Here is a 16,743-nt window from a genome sequence, read left to right on the forward strand (position 1 = left end):
AACCACATGACGGCAGTGAAGATCGGGATCGGCGGACCGGTGGGCGCGGGCAAGACCCAGTTGATCGAACGTCTCACCCGGGCGCTGAGCCAGGACATCTCCATGGCGGCGATCACCAACGACATCTACACGATCGAGGACGCCAAGATCCTCTCCCGCAACAGCGTGCTGCCCCTGGACAGGATCGTGGGACTCGAGACCGGCGGGTGCCCCCACACCGCGATCCGCGAGGACACCTCCATGAACCAGGCGGCGATCGACCGGTTGGAGCAGGAGCACCCGGACCTCGAGGTCGTGTTCGTGGAATCCGGCGGGGACAACCTCTCCGCCACGTTCAGCCCCGAGCTCGTGGACTTCTCGATCTACATCATCGACGTGGCCCAGGGCGAGAAGATCCCCCGCAAGGCCGGCCAGGGCATGATCAAGTCCGATCTGTTCATCATCAACAAGACGGACCTGGCGCCGCACGTGGGGGCGGACCTCACGGTCATGGAGGCCGATTCCCGCCAGTTCCGCGGGGACAAGGCGTTCTGCTTCACCAATCTGAAGACGGACGAGGGCCTCGAGCACGTGATCGAGTGGTTGCGCCACGACGTCCTCATGCAGGACCTCGCGTGAGCCCAGCCGCACCGGTGACCGACACGCACGCCTCCGCCGCGCCGACGGCCACGCGGGACGACGCGTCCGAGTCGGCGTCGACGACCGCGGGGACAGCTGCGACCACGCTGACTGTGGCGGCATCGGCGAACACGGTGACCGCGGCGTCGTCGTCCCCCGGAACTGCGCGAGAGACGTGGCGCGGTGAACTGGAACTGGGAATCACGGCGCGCCCGGGGCGTTCCGTGGCGACCCACCAGTTCCACCGCGGGGCGCTGCGCGTGCTGCGCCCGCACTACCTGGACGCGAGTGGGCAGGTGACCTACACGGTGGTCAATCCCGGCGGCGCGTACCTGGACGGTGACCGTTACCGCGTGGCCGTCACGGTCGGGGACGGCGCGGACCTGCTGCTGACCACCCAGTCCGCGACCAAGGTCTACCGCACCCCCGTGGGTCTTTCGACCCAGGAGATGACGGTGTGCCTGGGCTCGGGCGCGCGGCTCGAGTACCTGCCGGACCAATTGATCGCCTACCGGGACTCGCGCTACCGGCAGCACACGCTCGTGGACATGGACCCGTCCGCGACCCTGGTGCTCGCGGAGGTCGTCACGCCCGGCTGGTCCCCCACGGGCGAGCCGTTCCGCTACGACAGTGTCCGGTTGCGCACCGAGGTGCGGATGTCCGGGCGCCCCGTGGCGCTCGACAACATCCGCCTGGAACCCTCCGGGGATGAGCCGGGGTTTGACGGTGTGGGCTCGTTTGAGGGGTTCAGCCACGTGGGTTCGCTGCTGGTCCTGGATCCCCGCGTGAACGACGCCGCTCTGGCAGCCGTCCGCGCGCTGCTCACCGAGCGCGCGGGGCACCTCCGTGGCGGCGCCTCCGCCCTGGCCGTGCCCGGGTTCGCGTTGCGTGTGCTGGGCAACTCGACGCAGGAGATCGACGAGCTGATCCTGGCCGCGGTGGCCGTGGTTCGCGAACGGTTCTTCGGCCAGGGGCCCGTGAACCTGAGGAAGTACTGACGTCCGTTGGAGGTAGAGATGACGCGCACCGGTGAAAGTACGGCGGTGACCCGCACGGCAGTGAGTGAGTGGAGTCTGCGCTCCCGGGTGCTCGCAACCCTGGGCGCGGTGGTGCTGCTGCATGTCCTCGCGCTGGGCATGTTGGGTGCCGGGGCCCTGGAGAGTTCCGTTCCCTTGTCCATCGGACTCGTGGTCACGTGCTACCTCACGGGGGTGAAGCACAGTTACGACTGGGACCACATCGCCGCGATCGACAACTCGACCCGCCGGTTCATCTCCCAGGGCAAGCGACCGGCGAGCGTGGGTCTCGCGTTCAGCCTGGGGCACAGCTCGGTCGTGATCCTCGCGGGAGTCCTGGTGGTGCTCGGGGCCACGTTCGTGTCCTCGTTCATCGAGGAGGGCACCACCGCGAACACCGCGCTGGGGATCATCGGTGGCACGGTGTCCGGGGTCTTCCTGCTGGTGCTGGGAACGTACAACGCCACCGCGAGCGTGCGGTCGTGGCGGCTGCGGCGCGCGGTGGCGGACGGGCAGCGGATCACGGAGGAGGACATGCGGTCCCAGGGGTTGATCGCCCGCGTCCTGGATCGGCCGCTGCAGCGGGTCAAGAGCCCGCGCAACATCTACGTGCTCGGTTTCCTCTTCGGTCTGGGTTTCGACACCGCGAGCACCGTGTCCTTGTTGATCATCACGGCGTCCGCGTCCGTGGCAGGGGTGTCCACGTGGACCCTGATCTCCCTGCCGTTCTTCTTTGCCGCAGGCATGTGCCTGTGCGATTCCCTCAACGGACTGGCCGTGCTGCGCATGTACGGCTCCACGTGGCGCGATCCCGTGCGCAAACTCGGGTTCAACGCGGTGATCACGGGCATCTCCGCGGTCTCCGCCCTGTTCATCGCCTTCATCACGGTGGGCGCGGTGCTCAACACCGCGTTCGACCTGAACGATCCGCTCACCACTTTCCTGGCCTCCGTGGACCTGGGCCACGCGGGACTGTTGTTGATCGCGGGGCTGCTCGCGGTGTGGGGCATCTTCGCTCTGGTTCACCGCTCGTCGTGGCGGGCCTCCCCCGCCCTCCACTGACGGGAGCGTAGCGCCAGAACGGTCCACGTGACGAGTACGAAGGGCCACGTGTACGGCGCGACCCCCACGGCCGTGATGACCCACCACAGCGGCACGGTGAGCGCGGCGGCCAGGACGGGCACCCCGATCCGCAGGATGCGGGACCCCCGCGCGGGGAACGCGACACCGAGCGCCACGGTCACGAGCATCGCGCCGTAGCCCAGCAACCCGGATGCGGCGGGGCCCTGCCCGATCCCCACGAACCCGGCGAGCGTGCCCACCAGGGTCCCGGCCGCCGCCCACACACCGGCCCGCCACCCGGCGGCGAACATCCCCGCGAGCACCAACAGCCCGCCCAGCACGGAACCGCCCAGGATTACCTGGTGCGCTCCCCGCACGGCCCCGGCGAGTACGTCGTGCACGGGGGAGCCCAGGGGCACCACGGCTCCCTGGGTCCGTTCGAACGGGGCCGCTACGGCCACCGCGATGCTGTTGACCAGGCAGAACGGCCCCGTGAGCAGCGGAAGGGATTCGGGCCACGAGAGTTTGGGGGCGCCCCACACGATCAGCGCGCAGACCGCCGAACCCGCGAGGGTCCACAACGCCGCGGGGATCCCGGGCCCGCACGCGAGCACCGCGGCACACCCCGTCAGGGCACCGTTGAACCCGTGCAATCCCTGGTCTACCTCTGCGGGGATCACCCCGGCTCGGCTCCGGGCCAGGGCCCTCGCACCGACCCGTGAGCTCTCGGGATCGTGTCCCGGGATGCCACTCCGGGCCCGGGTCCCGCCCTCCCGGAGACGGTGCAGGCCCCGCGCGTCGTCCCACCCGGCGAGCGCCAGCGCACACCCTGCCTGGACCGCCGCCCCCGCGAGCGCGGCGAGCGCGAACCACGCGGACGCCACCGTCATGGCGGCGAGCGCGAACACCGCGGGGCCCCATCCGGCCTGCAGGAAGATCTGGCCTTGGGCCCGGACGATGCCGCGGAGGAAGTTCATGCCCCTATCCTCCTACCGTCATCCCCAGGTCGCGACCCATGTCCCGGGTGCAGCACCCATGATATGCGCCACGGATCCCACGCGGTGCCACCCGGCGGCGCACACACGGATACCCTCGAACCACTGACCCCGCTCACCGGAAGCCGCCCATGTTGATCCTCATCGCCGCCCTGCTCGCCGTGCTCGTGGGTACCGTCCTGCAACGGGTGTCCGGCACCGGGGTGGGCCTCGTGGTGGCACCGGTGCTGTCCCTGATCATGGGTCCCGGCCCGGGAGTCCTCGCGACGAACGCGGCCACCACGTGCTCCGGTTTCCTGATCACCCTGTCCGTGCGCCGATTCGTGGAATGGCGGCACGCGGCGGTGCTGGTCGCGTCCGCCGTGCCCGGGATCGTGGCCGGAGCGCTCGTGGTGCGCTGGGTGCCGAGCGCGTGGTTGCAGGTGGCCGTGGGTGCGGTGGTGCTCGCGGGCCTCGCCGTCACGCGCTTCTCCCCCGCGACCCCCGAGCTCTCCCGTCGCAAGGCCATGGTCCCGACCGGGGTGATCGGGGGATTCTTCAACTCCACCGCGGGTGTGGCGGCCCCCGCCATGGTGATCTACTCGCGCGTGACCCGCTGGGACCAACACCGGTTCGCGGCCACGATGCAGCCCGTATTCATGTCCATGGGGGCCTTGTCGGTGGTCTCCAAACTCGCGGCCGGGGTGCACTTCGCCCTGCCCGTCCCCGCGCTCGCGGCCGTGGGCGCGCTCGTGCTCACGGTCCTGGCCGGGATCGCGGTGGGGACCTGGCTGTCCCGCCACCTCACCAAGGCGACCGCGCAGAAACTGGCCATGGCGCTCGCGGCCGCGGGCGGCGTCGTCGTCCTGTTGCGCGGCGCGGCGACCCTGGTCCTCGGCTGAGCACGGCCGCCCCGCGACGACCCGGCATCATCCGCCATACGGGCGCATTCGTCACGGGACGACGACGCCGCTGCCCCTGCTACCGCGCGGCCGCCGCCTCGAGCGCGTCCAGGTCGCGCACCTCGTGCCGCCGCCCGTAGGCCATGACGCCCAGGCACAGGGCCGCGATCACGGCACCGGAGGCGAACAGCCACGGGTAGGACGTGAACCGGGCGATCAGTGCGAGGACCATGGGCACGAAGAAGCCCATGTAGGTCAGGGAGTAGAAGACCGCGGTGAGTCCCGCGAGGTCGTCCGGGCGGGCGATGCGTTGGACCTCCTGCAACCCGGAGACCAGCACGAGCCCGTAGCCGCAACCCAGGACCCCGGAGGCCGCGAGGACCACCAGGATGTTCAGGGTCGAGGCGGCGGCCACCCCGGTGAGCATGCCCAGGATCACCGCGACCATGCCCACGGCGAGCGAACGGATGGAACCGTCCCGGTCCAGATGACGGCCCAGGGGCTGGATGAAGAACCCGCAGCCCAGGCCCACCAGGCACATGAGCCCCGAGAACGCGATGCCGTAGTCCGGGCCCACGACGTCCGCCATGAGCGCCGGGAGTATCGCGTACGAGGACGCCGCGCATCCGAACACCCAGGGCGCGGACGGCGCCACCACGAACCAGAACCGGTGCTGACGCGTGGCCGGGATCTTCAGATCGGACAGGAGGGAGCCGTGCGGTGCGCTTGCGTAGCGGGTCTCGGGTGCTCCCGCGACCAGCAGGACCGCGGGCAGACAGATCAAGAGGTTGATCACGTACGGCAACACGGTTTGCAGCGGGGCGAACTGGGCGAGCGTCGCTGCGATCACGGCACCCAGGGCGAAACCGGCCGTGAGCGACAGGGACGCCCTGCGAGCGCCCGAGACTCGCTCCGGGTGCTCCTCGTACGGCCGATCGGAGAGCTCCTTGATCCACGAGGTCCCCACGGCCATGCCCAGTCCCAGGGCCAGCCCGGAGAAGACCCGGCCCACGAAAAGCAGCACCAGACTCCCGGCCCCCATGGCCAACAGGATGCTGCCCACCATCGCGAGGATGGGCGCGGGGATCATCAGTGCCCGCCGCCCGTGCCGATCGGACAACGGCCCGCCGATCAACAGGGCCGGCACGATCCCCAGGACGTACGCGGCCAGGAGCATGTCCACGGCCACCTGTTCGTACCCCTCCACCGTGCGGTACATGACGAGCAACGGGGTGAACTCATTGCCACCCCACGCCACCGCCAACAGCGCCGAACTGACCCTCATCCAGGGTTTCACACTCATGACACGATCCCTTCGTACACGCGCTGCAAATGCTCCGCCAACAGGGCTTCCACCCGTTCCGTATCTTTTTCCCGAACGCCCGCCACGATCTCCGCGTGCTGCGCCAGGATCTCGTCAGACCGCTCCTGGGCCGTGCGCACCGCGGTGGCGATCAACCGGATCTGCCGGTCCCGCAACCCCTGGTAGAAACCGCTCAACAGACTGTTGCCCGCGGCCTCCACGAGAGCGGTGTGGAACGCGGCATCCAGCTCACCGAATCGCGGCGTGCCCGCAGCCTTTCGCTGCTGTTCCAGGAGGTCGGCGAGGGTGTCGGGCAGATCGGGATCCCCGATCGCCTCCTTCACGCTCGCGCATTCCACGACCCGCCGCGCAGCGAGCACCTCGCGGGACTCGTGCGGGCCCACCGGCACCACGAGCGCACCACGCTTGGGGTAGAGCCGCATGAGCCCCTCCACCTGGAGCCGCAGGAACGCCTCACGGACCGGAGTCCGGGAGACCCCCAGCTCCGTGGCGAAGACGCCCTCGGACAACATGTGCCCGTCCAGCTCCCCCGTGAGGATCCTGGCCTTGACGTGCTCGTACGCGCGCTCGGCCGCGTTGTACGCCATGGTGCTCCCTGTTCGACGTCGCTCCGGCCGGTTCCGTACCCGCTGGCACGGCCGCGTGCCCCGGGGTGTGGGGCGAGCGGCAACCCGCGGCGATCAGTCCGCGGGTTGCATAGATACAAGCTGCATACTAAGTGTCGCACGTCACTCGGGCAACCGGGACGAGTGGCTCCGCAGCGTCGTCGAACTATGCTGCGCCGTCGCAATCCGTAGCGCGGTCCAACTCTGCCGATCCGAACCCACGGGACCGAGGCCCGTGCCGGATCAGTGCTCCATCTCGTACAGCCGCCGAGCCCGGACGCGCGCCTCGTGGTGCACGGCGGCGTCGGGATTCACGAGTCGGTAGCACGCGAAACCCAGCAGCACCGCGATCGCGTGCCCGATGGCCGTCCATCCGAAATCCAGGCCCATTCCCCCGGCCGCCGCGGCCACGAGCCCCGCGGCCCACAGGAGCCTGCGGCGCGCGGAACCGTGATAGGTGGCCAGCGCGGCGAACGCGAAGAACCCGTAGCTCGCGCCCACGTCGATCCGTTCCGGGATCAGGTCGGGATTCGGGAAGGCCTGGGCCTCCCACATCTGCAGTGCCGCGGTGGACACGGTGGCACCCACGTGCCCGATCACGAAGCCGGCGAACACGCGCCGCCACCCGGAGCGATGTTCCCTGGGCACCACGACCAGGGAGAACGCGACCCACCACACCGCGAGCTCGATGGGTGAGACGTACATGGCGCTGCGCAGCAGAACGGTCACCGGATTGATGCCCAGCTAATGCAGACTCGTGGACTGCTCCACGAGGAACTCTCCCTCGCCGAGCGCGCCCTGCCGCTCGTGGTCGTGGCGTTCGACCAGCACGCCCCGCAGCAGAGCCCGGACACCGTGAACGGCATGGCGGTCGCGGGCGGGTTGATCCCCGCGGTGATCTTCCTGATCGTCATGCTCATCATGGCCGGCTACCCGCTCACGGAGGCAAAGTTCAAGGACATCATGAAGTCCATCGAGGCCAACCGTTCGCTGCGCCATGAGTAGCTGCACCCCGGTGAGGTCCCGGCTCCCGCGGGGACCCGCACCGACCGCCTCGGCCCCACGGCCCTGGATTCCCTCCCCATGACCACCCAGGGCACGTCCGTGCCGTCCGAGCGCGGCGACGGGTCCGGCCCGTCCACACGCTGATCCGCCATAATCGAGCGGGCCCACCGTTCCAGAGAGGAAACACCATGAAGATCACCGAAGCCAAGGTCATCGTCACCAGTCCCTCACGCAACTTCGTGACGCTCAAGCTCACGACCGACGAGGGTGTCACCGGGATCGGTGACGCGACCCTCAACGGCCGCGAACTGGCGGTGGCCACGTACCTGTCCGACCACGTGGCACCCCTGCTGATCGACCGCGACCCGGCAAACATCGAGGACACGTGGCAGTTCCTGTACCGCTCCGGCTACTGGCGCCGCGGCCCCGTGACCATGGCCGCGATCGCCGCGGTGGACATGGCCCTGTGGGACATCAAGGGCAAGGTGGCCGGCATGCCGGTGTACCAGCTGCTCGGTGGCGCCTCCCGCCGCGGGCTGTCCACGTACGGCCACGCCTCCGGGCGGGACACCGAGGAGATCTTCGACTCGATCCGCTCCGAGCAGGAGCACGGCTACACCGCGATCCGCGTGCAGTCCTCGGTCCCGGGGATCACCGCGCTGTACGGCGTGGCCGCCCAGCCGCAGGCCTCCGGCGAGCGCTCCGACTACCAGCCGGCACAGCGTGCCGCGCTGCCCACGGAGGAGGACTGGGACACCCGCGCGTACCTGAGCCACATTCCGTCCGTCTTCGAGGCCGTGCGCAACGAGTTCGGCCCGGAGCTGCCCCTGTTGCACGACGGCCACCACCGCATGACTCCCATCCAGGCCGCCAAGCTCGGCAAGTCGCTCGAGCCCTACGACCTGTTCTGGCTCGAGGACTGCACCCCGGCGGAGAACCAGGAGGCCCTGCGGCTGGTGCGTCAGCACACCACGCAGCCGCTCGCCATCGGCAAGGTCTTCAACACGATCTGGGACATCAAGGACCTGATCTCCGAACAGCTGATCGACTACGTGCGCTGCGCGTCCACGCACTTCGGCGGGATCTCCCCGCTGAAGAAGGTCATGGACTACGCCGCGATGTACCAGGTCAAGTCCGGCTTCCACGGCTCCACGGACGTCTCCCCCGTGGGCTTCGCGGCGCAGCTGCACGTGGGCATGGCCATCCACAACTTCGGCCTGCAGGAGTACATGCCTCACTCGGAGAAGACCAACCAGGTCTTCCATCAGCACATGACGTTCGAGAACGGTCTGCTGCACCCCTCCGACACCCCGGGCCTGGGCGTGGAGATCTACGAGGATGAGGCGGAGAAGTACGAGTACACCACCGCGCACCTGCCCTACAACCGCCTCACCGACGGCACGGTGCACGACCGGTGAGCGGGGTGAGCACGGACATCGCACCGCTCGTGGTGGTCATGGGCGTCTCGGGGTCGGGCAAGACCACGATCGGTACGCTCGTGGCCCACGAGCTGGGTGTGGACTTCGTCGACGGGGACAGCCTGCACCCCATCGAGAACGTCCAGAAAATGGCCTCGGGCACGCCGCTCGACGACGACGACCGCTGGCCCTGGCTCGAGATCGTGGGCCGCACACTGCACGAGCGGGGTGAACAGCACGAGGGCATGGTGATCGCGTGCTCCGCGCTCAAGCGCAAGTACCGGGAACGGATCCGCTCGCAAGCGCCGTCGGCGTTGTTCCTGCACCTGGACGGGTCCGTGGCGGTGCTGACCCGGCGGATCGAGGGCCGCAGCGGGCACTTCATGCCGGCCACGCTGTTGCAGTCCCAGCTGGACACCCTCGAGCCGCTCGCGCAGGAGGAGGGCGGCTACAAGCTCGACATCGATCAGTCCGTGCCGGACATGGTGAACGAGGCAGTGACCAAGCTGCGGGCCATCGCGGCGGCGAACTCGTAGTCCACGCCTTCGCGGCAAGCATCCGAAGCGTCCCAGGGTGCTCGACAGGGCACCCCGGGACGCTTCTTCGATGCGCGTGCCCGTCCGCGACCCGGGACGACGGCGCCGGGCCCGGGGCCGTCGTCAGCCTCGCCGGGTCGCCGGCATCGAACCGGTAGTCCCGCCCCTCACCCCCTGCGCAGCAGGACCGCGACCTCGTAGTGTCCGGTGTGGGGAAACATGTCCAGCAGTCGTGCTTCCACGGGCCGCAAGGACGGCATCCGGCCCAGGTCCCGCGCGAGCGTCGTGGCGTTGCACGACGAGTACACGACGTGACCCACCGATGAGTTCTCGAGCCACGCACACAGGGACGCTTCCAGCCCGCGGCGGGGCGGGTTGACGATCGCGAGCTCCGGGGTGCCGGGCAGATCCGCGGGGGTCGCGGCGGCGTCGTCGGCGAGGAAACGCACGGAGCCCGGGCCCTCATCCGGTAGCTCCATGGCGCGGGCGGTGTCCCGGGCGGAGGCCACGGCCTCGGCGGAGATCTCGGTGCCCACGACCTCGCGCGTGGGAGCGGCGACATGCAGCGCGAAACCCCCGACCCCGCAGTACAGGTCCCACACGCTCGCCGGGTCCACGGCGTCCACCCAGTCCGCGACCTGGCGGTACAGCTGCTCCGTGACCCGTGTGTTCGTCTGGAAGAACGAGCGCGGCCGGACTCGCAGGTCGATGCCGTTGACCGGCATGATCAGCTCGCCCTGCCGCGAGAGCAGGATCTCCTCGGCGCCCTCGATCACGGCCTTGTGCTCGGGCTGGATGTTCACGGAGAGCACGTCCGCGTGCGGCACGAGCTCGCGCAGCAGATCCGTGTTGTCCCGGATCTTGGCCAGCTGCCCGGTGCTGCGCAGCACGAACCGGATCATGAGCCGCCCGTCCGGGTTCCCCGTGACGATCAGGTGTTTGAGCTCGCCGCGCCGCTTGGCCACGTCGTACGGCAACAGCCGCACCCTCGCGATGAACTCGGCGAGCGCGTGGAGCGCGCGCGTCACGGGTTCGGGGTAGAGCGGGCAGTCGCGCAGGTCGATCCCGCGGCCCCCGCGGTCCAGGATGCCTAGGGTCGGTGCGCCGACCTTCCCGGCCACGACCATCTTGGCCTTGTTGCGGAACCCCGCCTCCACGGACGCGACCGGCTCGAGCCACCGCGGCTCACCGTGTGAGTCCACGAGGTCGCGCACGAGCTGTTGTTTGCGAGCGAGCTGCCGCGCGTAGGGTACCTCGATCACCGTGCAGGATCGGCACAGGTCCCGATCGTAATATCCGCATTCCACCCGCTCGATTCTACGACGACGCCGCACGCGCCCCTTCCCCACTCGGGCCGCCCGCCCGCTGGTAATCCCGGCGGTATCGTGACAGCGTGGCACGGACACCACCCCTTCCGCCCGAGGACCTGCCATGAGCACCCCGCACCCCTCCCCCGCCGCGATGCGCGGCCGCAAGGACCCCGCACTGGGCGTCCGCCCGGTGGACTACACCTCGTGGCGTCCTTCCGAGCGGCAAGGGGACGCGGACGCCGTCGGCGATGACTCCGAACCTCGGGCCGGAGCAGCGCCGGACGGGACGCCTCGGTCAGGTCCCGGGCCCCGAACAGTTCCCGGCGCGGACGGCACCCGTGCTGTTCCTGCCGCGGACGGGGCACCCAAACCGGGCCCCGGGCCGCGCACGGTCCCCGCCGGGGAACCCACCACGCCCATCGCGTCCGAAGCACCACGCGAGCTCACGGTGGACCCGCAGCTCGCGGAGTTCGTTCGCCTGTTGCGCGCGGGCATCACCCCCGACACCACTGCCCCCGAGCGTGCGTTCTACACCGTGGACTCCGATCTGTCGGGGGCCCCGGCGCTCGAGGTACCCGCGGACGGCGTCGTCGTACAGGGCGTGTGGGATGTGAGCGAGAGCGCGCTGCAAGCCGTCGTGGCGGACCCCGAGGACACCTGGACTGCGGACCTCGGGCGCACCGACTACTACGTGCGCGGCCGGCTGTGCGTGCAGGTGACCCGGGCGGAGCACCGCGTGGTGGGGATCTACCGCAGCGGGTGGGCGATCGCCCGGCGCCCGGACGAGACCTGGGCGGACACCCCCGACTCCCTCGACCACACCGGCGCGAAACCCGGGGGCAGCGGCACCCGCTATCCCACCAACCGCAGGGAACTGCTCGAACGGTTGCGCGGGGCGGGCTTCGAAGTCACCACGTCCGGGCCCACCCACGGGAAGATCACCCACCCGGACGTCCCCGGTAGGTTCCTGCCGTTCTCCTCGACGCCGTCCTCGCAGCGCTATGGCCGCCACGTGACCACTGCGGTGAAGCGGGTCTTCGGGATCGACCTGCGGGACCCCGCGAAAACCCGGTAACTGCCCTAAGTACCCCCTAAAGGGAGGGCAGGCATTTCCCCTCGGGAACCCCGGAATCACGTGCCAAAGGCGTATGCTTTTGCACAGTTCACTCCGCCCGTCCCGGGGAAAATGGTTAGTCTGGGCAAAAGTTCGTCAGGGGGCAAGCGCGCCGAGGTTCTTGGGGAAGAACCGGACGCCCGCGGCGGAGACACGTATTACTTGGGGGATCATTCATGCTCACGTACTCGCAGCTGCGCCGTTCCAGGCCCGGCCACCGCTCACGCGTTCGCGAGGAGGACTCCGTACGCCACGGGTGGGTGCCTGCCGGGAACCGGTGGATCGCGGTGGACGTGCACGAACCCACGGCCACCGAGCGCGGCGGGACCGTCATCATCGTGGGGTCCCCGGGACGCGATCGCGTGACCCTGACCCGCAGCATGATCCACACGGCCCGGGCGCTGGCCGCTCACGGGTGGCGTGTGGTGCGCCTCGACTGGTCCGGGACCGGTCAGAGCCCCACCGCCGAGGAAGCCGTGGACGCCGGACTGTGGGTCGACGACCTGATCACCGTCCGCGATTGGGCGAGCTCCCACGGTCCCGTCCACGGGGTGGGCTTCAGCCTGGGCGGCACCGTGCTCGCCGCCACCGGGGATCATGGCTGGGCCTCCCGGCTGGTGCTGGCCCCCGTGTCCGGTAAGCAGTGGGTGCGCCACCAGAGCGCGCTGCGCCGCATGGGCGGGCCCGACCTACCGCCCCGCGTGAGCGAGGGCACGGAACTGATGAACCTGCAGCTGTCCTCGCACGGCGCGGCCGCGCTCAAGGCGCTTCCCGAGCCCGCGGACGGTCCCGATCGTCGGATCCGCATCCTGTCCGACGAAGAAGCAGGCGCCCTCCCGATCAACGTGCACCCCCGCGCGGCTGCCGTCCCCGCCCGTCTGATCGCCACCGTGCGCACCGCGCTGGACGCCGCCTCGGCCGGGACGACGCCGGATGACACCGCTCGTCCCGACGGGGACGGCCTGGTCCCCGAGCAGGAGATCACCGTGGACGTGGCCGGGACACCCGTGGTGCTGCGGCGCTCGACCAGCGGGGCCGCCCGACGCCCGGCCATCATCACCGAGCCGGTGACCCGCGACCACGACGCCCCCGGGCTGGCGTTCATCTCCCCGGGTTCGGAGGTCATGGAGGCCTCCGGCGGTCTGTGGCTGCGCACCGCGCTGCTCGCGTCCGCGCGCGGCGCCGTGTGCTTGCTCGCCGAACGCTCCGACACCGGTGAGCTCGTGCGCTCGGACATCACGCAGGACTCCAACCCGTACGCTCACCACACGCTCACCGAGTCCCGGGAACTCGTGATGCACCTGAGCGAACTCACGGACGGTCCGCTCCTGGGGGCGGGCATCTGTCTGGGCGCGTGGGGCCTGGTGGCCTCGGCCCACGGACTGCCCGCAACCGTGAGCGAACGACTCACGCTCATGGTCATCAACAACGTTGCGTGGCAGCGGGCACCGTGGCGCTACTGGCGCCAGGGCCTGCGCGGCGGCCCCCTGGCCCCAACCCTGCCCGGGCAGGACGAGGCGGCGGCAGCGCCGTCGTCCGCTCCCGCCGCCGACGACGCACCCGCCGGCTCCCGCTGGGATGCCGTCCTGGCCGGGCTCAACGCCTACGTGGGGACGACGGCGCGCACCGTGGTACGCGGCACCCGTCACCGCGCCCGCAACGCGTCACCTCGGGTCAATGCGCTCGCGGCCGGGGTGGGGGTCATCGACGTCCCGCAACCCACGCTGCGCCGGCTCGCCAAGATCCCCGGACTCACGGTGGACGCGGTCTTCGGACCCGCCGATGCCAAGCACTGCGGGGTCACACCTCAGCGCCTGGGCCCGCGCAGCACGCTCACCGTCCTGGACCCGTTGGACCACTCGCTGTTCGCCACGGAATCGTGCCGCCGGATGGTGGATTACGTCCTGGCGTACGTGCCCGAGGTGTGAACCGCGGCGTGTACGGGACAGCGGGCCGATGACAGCCGCCGGCAAATGACTCAGGAGCCCCGCACGGGTGGCGTTGCCAGCACGTGCGGGGCTCTCTCGTCGATACGGCTCATGGGGCCGTCATGAGGTGACGCTTCACCCGGCCCGTTGATAGATCGTCGGCTACTCGGACTCGGCGCCCACCGGAACCGATGGGACGCCCAGCGCCCGCACCCGCGTGGCCGCACGACCCTCGTCGGTGAGGGCTCCGCTGACCGGAACGTGCACCGTCTCACCCGGGAGCACATGGACGTAGCCGTCCTCGGCCACGGCCCCGCGGGGCAGGTCCAGTGCCACGAATCGCGCAAGTCCGAACGCCGTCACGGCCACCGACCACTCCCCCTGTTCCGTCCTGACCCAGTGAGCGTCGAGTCCCGGATCGGGTGCATCGTTGCGTCGCGGTCCGCCGGTCAGGTGGACGTCCCGGGCGAGCACACACCCGGAGGGGTTCACGAGCTGGGCGGACACGGCGTCGTACTCCCGCTCGCCGAAACCGTACGCGTGGTCAAGGTCCCGGAACGTACCGTCCGCGAGGTCCGCGCGGATCACGGTCTCGCCGCGCGCGGGCACCGTGACCGGGATGTCGAGGGGTTGCTGGCAGCCGCCGTGCACCGTGGCCACGGTCAGTCGCAGCGTGGCCGTGAGCGGGGTCGGGCCGTCGTTCCAGACATGGACGGGTAGTCCGTCGCCGCCGGCGGGGAGGAAGGACACGGCCACGGGCGCGCACGCCCGGCGCATCCCGTACCACGCGGCGGTGGGCCGCCCGGAAGCATCCAGGACACCCCACCCGGGCCCCGCGGCCATGGACAGCGCCGAGAGCACGAGCGCTCCCTGGCACGGCGACTCCTCGCTGCGCCACTGGGCGAAAGTCCGCTGGAACACGTGGGCGAGCGCGGCGCGCTCGTACTCGAGGCGCTCGACGTGACCCGTCCCTGCGCTGTCGGACGCGGGCTGCCCCGGGGTCGCCAGACCGGCGTCCGGATCGCTGTCCCGGTCCAGGAACAGTCGGTGGACATAGATCGCGGTGGTGTCCTCGAAGGTCCATTCCGCCCCCGGGTCGTGGGCCACACCGGCGCGCCACGCGTCCGCGGAATCCCCATCGTCCAGCGGACCGTCCGTCCCGAATTGCTCCCGCACCGCGGCGGGTTCCGGCGGCACCGCGAAGGCCAGCGCCTCCGCCGCGAACCGCACCCCGCGGGTCACCGCGTCCTCGAGCGGTCGCCCGTAGGCCCCCACCCCGAAGTAGTGGGACACGCCGTCGGCCGCGTCCGTGGGAGCGACGGTCGGCACCGACGACGACGCCGCCCGCTCCCCCGAGGCCTCGCCCGTCTCGTACGCGTGCTGTGCGGCGTCCAGGTCCGCGTCCGAGCACGGAGAGGACGGAACGACCACCACGTCCGCATCGGCCTCCCCGACCGCACGGGGAACGTCCCGCAGGACCACGTCCGTGCGCCACTGCTCGGCGGGCCGGCCTGCGAGCACGGGGGCCTGGATGACCTCGGTGCCCCCGGAGATCACGACCGTGGACGGATGAGAGGCCAACCGCGAGGCGAGGTATCGGACCTCGTGGCGCAGCCCGGCGCGCCACTCGGAATCGTCCGGCGGGTCCTGAGGCCCCAGGGCCACGTCTTGCCAGACCATGAGACCCAGCTCGTCGCACGCGCGGTGGAAGTCCTCGGTCTCGTAGCACGCCGTTCCCGGGACGCGGATCATGGTGCTGCCGCCCGCGTGCAGGCGTTCCAGCACGTCGCGGGTGCGCTGCGGGTCTGCGGCCACCTCGAAGGGGTCCGCACCGGCCCACACGGCACCCCTCGCGAACACGGGGACGTCATTGATCCGCAGGGCCAAACCGCGATGGTCCCGGTCCCGCGGTTCGGCACACACCGACCGGAACCCCACGGCGTACGTGCATTCCCCCTGCCCGGTGCGCACCCGCACCCGGTACAGCGGTTGCTCGCCCATCCCGTGCGGCCACCACATCGCGGGGTCGGGCACGGTCACGTCCACGGTGAACGTTTCGCGCGATGTGGCATCGGACGCGGTCACGACGCGCTCGGCGGTCACCGGCTGCGCGTCCACCTCATAGGGAGGCTCCACGGTGATGTGTACGGTTTCACGCGCATGTTCCACCGCAGCGCCGCGGGCCACCGGAACGTCCGGGTCCGCTGAGCATCCGACGTCCGCCAGCTCCGCGGCCGCGCCCGCGCTCCCGGCCGTGTCCGCGTAAAGATCCGGGGTCGTACCCGTGGTCGGGCCGAGTTCCACGGTCACGACGCCGCTACCGTCCTCCCCGACCCGCGTGCGCACCGCGCGCGGTACGAGTCCGAGCGAGGGGTGGGGGGTGTCGTCGTCGGCGGAAGAAAGAAGTGGGACAGCGCGCAGGCCGCCCCACGGACCCAGGACGGGCAGCGCACCGGGCCAGTCGATCGAGCCGATCAGCGGGGTGCGGCGCCACCGCAGGGAGCGGTCGGACACGAGCGGCGACAACCAGCGGGCGCGCGGCTTGCGCGGCACACTCACGGACGCCGTGGGCAGGACCCGCAGGGCGATCTCACACGGCCCGGACGGTAGCTCCACGATCACGTCCCACGGTGCGAAGGCACTGTGGGACTCGTGCACGACCCGGTCCGCGACCAGCAGCTGCGCCACGGTGGCCACGCCCGTGGACATGAACCGGTGCCGACTACCGGCGGTGGTGACCCGGGTGCGGTACTCCCACACTGTGTCGGGACCGTCAGTGGCCAGCACGGTGGCCACGCGGTCCTCCCCGAGGGCGTCCCGCAGGGCACCGGACACCGTCCCCGGGACCCGCGCGGGAATCCCACGAGCGAGGGCATCGCCCGGGTCCTGCGACGGGTCGAGGCGCCGGAGCGTCCACGCGGCGTCGCGCAC

15 protein-coding genes are annotated in these 16,743 nt (G+C 70.6%); 9 read left to right on the plus strand and 6 right to left on the minus strand.

Going from position 1 to position 16,743, the window contains the following annotated elements; translation table 11 throughout:
* Nucleotides 1–6: 6 nt before the first annotated feature.
* The 3 genes from ureG to A5728_RS02780 are packed head-to-tail and all read left to right on the plus strand — an operon-like array spanning nt 7 to nt 2,696.
* Nucleotides 7–618 carry an urease accessory protein UreG gene (gene ureG / locus A5728_RS02770; RefSeq protein WP_035964924.1) on the plus strand — a complete coding sequence of 204 codons (612 nt, stop codon included), beginning with the start codon at nt 7–9 and terminating at the stop codon, nt 616–618.
* Nucleotides 615–1,616: an urease accessory protein UreD gene (locus A5728_RS02775; RefSeq protein ID WP_231885480.1), complete on the plus strand. Its 1,002-nt coding sequence runs from the start codon at nt 615–617 to the stop codon at nt 1,614–1,616. The genes ureG and A5728_RS02775 overlap by 4 nt, the downstream gene beginning before the upstream one ends.
* 18 nt (nt 1,617–1,634) lie before the next feature.
* Nucleotides 1,635–2,696, plus strand: coding sequence for a HoxN/HupN/NixA family nickel/cobalt transporter (locus A5728_RS02780; RefSeq protein ID WP_064845597.1), 1,062 nt, complete (start codon nt 1,635–1,637; stop codon nt 2,694–2,696).
* Here A5728_RS02780 and A5728_RS02785 read toward each other — a convergent pair.
* Nucleotides 2,657–3,673, minus strand: coding sequence for an urea transporter (locus A5728_RS02785; RefSeq protein WP_064845598.1), 1,017 nt, complete (start codon nt 3,671–3,673; stop codon nt 2,657–2,659). The genes A5728_RS02780 and A5728_RS02785 overlap by 40 nt on opposite strands.
* Before the next feature lie 149 nt (nt 3,674–3,822).
* Here A5728_RS02785 and A5728_RS02790 point away from each other — a divergent pair, with 149 nt between their 5' ends.
* On the plus strand, nt 3,823–4,572 hold the full coding sequence (locus tag A5728_RS02790; RefSeq protein WP_064845599.1) for a sulfite exporter TauE/SafE family protein: 750 nt from the start codon (nt 3,823–3,825) through the stop codon (nt 4,570–4,572).
* Between the two features lie 79 nt (nt 4,573–4,651).
* Here the strand turns inward: A5728_RS02790 and A5728_RS02795 are convergent, their stop codons facing one another.
* From A5728_RS02795 to A5728_RS02805, 3 genes are all read right to left on the minus strand, one after another.
* A complete protein-coding gene (locus A5728_RS02795) occupies nt 4,652–5,875 on the minus strand; it encodes an MFS transporter (RefSeq protein WP_064845600.1) in 1,224 nt (407 codons plus the stop codon).
* Entirely contained in the window at nt 5,872–6,483 is a 612-nt protein-coding gene (locus tag A5728_RS02800; RefSeq protein ID WP_064845601.1) for a GntR family transcriptional regulator, read from the minus strand. The genes A5728_RS02795 and A5728_RS02800 overlap by 4 nt, the downstream gene beginning before the upstream one ends.
* A gap of 261 nt (nt 6,484–6,744) precedes the next feature.
* Nucleotides 6,745–7,230 carry a rhomboid-like protein gene (locus A5728_RS02805; RefSeq protein WP_064845602.1) on the minus strand — a complete coding sequence of 162 codons (486 nt, stop codon included), beginning with the start codon at nt 7,228–7,230 and terminating at the stop codon, nt 6,745–6,747.
* Between the two features lie 18 nt (nt 7,231–7,248).
* Between A5728_RS02805 and A5728_RS02810 the strand changes: the two genes are divergently transcribed.
* The 3 genes from A5728_RS02810 to A5728_RS02820 all read left to right on the plus strand — a co-directional run bounded on the left by A5728_RS02810 (nt 7,249) and on the right by A5728_RS02820 (nt 9,460).
* Nucleotides 7,249–7,506 carry a hypothetical protein gene (locus tag A5728_RS02810; protein ID WP_064845603.1) on the plus strand — a complete coding sequence of 86 codons (258 nt, stop codon included), beginning with the start codon at nt 7,249–7,251 and terminating at the stop codon, nt 7,504–7,506.
* Between the two features lie 188 nt (nt 7,507–7,694).
* On the plus strand, nt 7,695–8,924 hold the full coding sequence (gene manD, locus A5728_RS02815; protein ID WP_064845604.1) for a D-mannonate dehydratase ManD: 1,230 nt from the start codon (nt 7,695–7,697) through the stop codon (nt 8,922–8,924).
* 5 nt (nt 8,925–8,929) lie between these two features.
* Complete coding sequence (locus tag A5728_RS02820; protein WP_231885481.1) at nt 8,930–9,460, plus strand: gluconokinase; 531 nt, start codon at nt 8,930–8,932, stop codon at nt 9,458–9,460.
* Nucleotides 9,461–9,627: 167 nt separating this feature from the next.
* Here A5728_RS02820 and rlmC read toward each other — a convergent pair whose 3' ends face one another.
* On the minus strand, nt 9,628–10,767 hold the full coding sequence (gene rlmC / locus A5728_RS02825) for a 23S rRNA (uracil(747)-C(5))-methyltransferase RlmC (RefSeq protein WP_064845605.1): 1,140 nt from the start codon (nt 10,765–10,767) through the stop codon (nt 9,628–9,630).
* 124 nt (nt 10,768–10,891) lie between these two features.
* On the opposite strand from rlmC, the gene A5728_RS02830 reads away from it, so the two are divergent.
* Nucleotides 10,892–11,845 (plus strand): hypothetical protein, encoded by a 954-nt coding sequence (locus A5728_RS02830; protein ID WP_231885482.1) that lies wholly within the window; start codon nt 10,892–10,894, stop codon nt 11,843–11,845.
* Nucleotides 11,846–12,060: 215 nt separating this feature from the next.
* Nucleotides 12,061–13,812, plus strand: coding sequence for an alpha/beta hydrolase (locus A5728_RS02835; RefSeq protein WP_064845606.1), 1,752 nt, complete (start codon nt 12,061–12,063; stop codon nt 13,810–13,812).
* A 162-nt stretch (nt 13,813–13,974) separates the two neighbouring features.
* Here A5728_RS02835 and A5728_RS02840 read toward each other — a convergent pair whose 3' ends face one another.
* Nucleotides 13,975–16,743, minus strand: a complete 2,769-nt coding sequence (locus tag A5728_RS02840; protein WP_231885483.1) for a glycoside hydrolase family 2 protein — start codon at nt 16,741–16,743, stop codon at nt 13,975–13,977.

The organism is Kocuria sp. ICS0012, from assembly GCF_001665945.1.
Lineage (GTDB): Bacteria > Actinomycetota > Actinomycetes > Actinomycetales > Micrococcaceae > Kocuria > Kocuria marina.

What these genes read in the sequence shown, in the direction of transcription:
- ureG (WP_035964924.1), top strand. Translation starts at nt 7, where the DNA reads ATGACGGCAGTGAAGATCGGGATCGGCGGACCGGTGGGCGCGGGCAAG.
- A5728_RS02780 (WP_064845597.1), top strand. Translation starts at nt 1,635, where the DNA reads ATGACGCGCACCGGTGAAAGTACGGCGGTGACCCGCACGGCAGTGAGT.
- A5728_RS02785 (WP_064845598.1), bottom strand. Translation starts at nt 3,673, where the DNA reads ATGAACTTCCTCCGCGGCATCGTCCGGGCCCAAGGCCAGATCTTCCTG.
- A5728_RS02790 (WP_064845599.1), top strand. Translation starts at nt 3,823, where the DNA reads ATGTTGATCCTCATCGCCGCCCTGCTCGCCGTGCTCGTGGGTACCGTC.
- A5728_RS02795 (WP_064845600.1), bottom strand. Translation starts at nt 5,875, where the DNA reads ATGAGTGTGAAACCCTGGATGAGGGTCAGTTCGGCGCTGTTGGCGGTG.
- A5728_RS02800 (WP_064845601.1), bottom strand. Translation starts at nt 6,483, where the DNA reads ATGGCGTACAACGCGGCCGAGCGCGCGTACGAGCACGTCAAGGCCAGG.
- A5728_RS02810 (WP_064845603.1), top strand. Translation starts at nt 7,249, where the DNA reads ATGCAGACTCGTGGACTGCTCCACGAGGAACTCTCCCTCGCCGAGCGC.
- manD (WP_064845604.1), top strand. Translation starts at nt 7,695, where the DNA reads ATGAAGATCACCGAAGCCAAGGTCATCGTCACCAGTCCCTCACGCAAC.
- A5728_RS02830 (WP_231885482.1), top strand. Translation starts at nt 10,892, where the DNA reads ATGAGCACCCCGCACCCCTCCCCCGCCGCGATGCGCGGCCGCAAGGAC.
- A5728_RS02835 (WP_064845606.1), top strand. Translation starts at nt 12,061, where the DNA reads ATGCTCACGTACTCGCAGCTGCGCCGTTCCAGGCCCGGCCACCGCTCA.